Here is a 1186-nt window from a genome sequence, read left to right on the forward strand (position 1 = left end):
GGGTAATCACCCCATTTTTAGCATCGCCCAAAAGTAGAGCTTACGCAGCCATCAGTGGCGGCTTGCCGCCATTGGCTTTGTGGGGTCGACGGTGATTGTAAAACCATAACCACTTGGTCGCATAATCCTGAACTTCCTCCAGGCTGTCGAACAGGTGTTTGCTAAGCCAGCTGTAACGGATTGTCCGGTTTGCACGCTCGATATAGGCATTCTGCTGCGGCTTTCCGGGCTGAATATACTCTATGCGAATCTCCCGCTTCTGAGCCCAACCGACGAAATCGTGGCTGATGAACTCGGGCCCGTTATCGCAGCGAATGGCTGTCGGTTTGCCTCGCCACTCGAGAAGCTGGTCCAGCACCCGAACCACCCGCATCGTTGGCAGCGAGAAGCCTGCCTCAATGGCCAATCCTTCACGCCGGTAATCGTCAATCACATTGAATAAACGGAAGTTCCTGCCATCGCTGAGCTGATCGTGCATGAAGTCCATCGACCATATCTGGTCCGGCTTGATCGGCTCCTTCAGGGGCTCAGGCGTTTGCCGATTCAAGCGGCGCCTGGGCTTGATTCTCAGGTTCAGCGCAAGTTCGCAGTAAATGCGGTATACCCGCTTGTGATTCCAGCCCTTGTTCTCGACGTTGCGAAGATAGTGAAAGCACTGGCCGAAACCCCAGTCACTCTCTTCCTCGGTCAGCTTGACCAGCCAATCGGCGATCTCGACGTTCTCATCACAGAGAGCAGGCTGATACCGGTAGCAGGTCTCGCTGATCCTGAACGCCGTACAGGCTAGGCGGACTGAGACGCCATTGGCTGCGACTGCTTGTTGAGCCATCTCCTTGCGCCGGGATGGCTTTACCACTTTTTTGTGAGTGCCTCCTGGACAATCTCGGCCTTGAGGCGCTCCTCGGCATACATTTTCTTGAGCCTGCGGTTCTCGTCCTCAAGCTCCTTCAGGCGAGCCATCAAGGACGCGTCCATACCGCCGTACTTGGCGCGCCACTTGTAGAAGCTGGCGCTGCTCATGCCATGCTCCCGGCACAGCTCGGGAACAGGGACGCCATTCTCCGCTTGCTTGAGGATCGCCAGGATCTGGCTGTCCGAAAATCGTGACTTCTTCATGCAGAATCTCCTTCGTGCTAGGTTACGAGAAAATTCTACTTTTGAGCAGGGCTAAATTTCGGGGTGATTA

Annotated in this window: 1 protein-coding gene; it reads right to left on the reverse strand. The window is 55.2% G+C overall.

The features are described 5' to 3' along the window. Positions 1 to 40: 40 nt before the first annotated feature. A protein-coding gene (locus tag A0251_RS17065; RefSeq protein ID WP_156478318.1) for an IS3 family transposase occupies positions 41 to 1116 on the reverse strand; the annotation gives its coding sequence in 2 pieces (ribosomal slippage) (positions 41 to 864 and positions 864 to 1116; 1077 coding nt in all). Positions 1117 to 1186: the final 70 nt, after the last annotated feature.

It is taken from the genome of Alcanivorax sp. NBRC 102024 (assembly GCF_001602235.1).
Taxonomy (GTDB): domain Bacteria; phylum Pseudomonadota; class Gammaproteobacteria; order Pseudomonadales; family Alcanivoracaceae; genus Alcanivorax.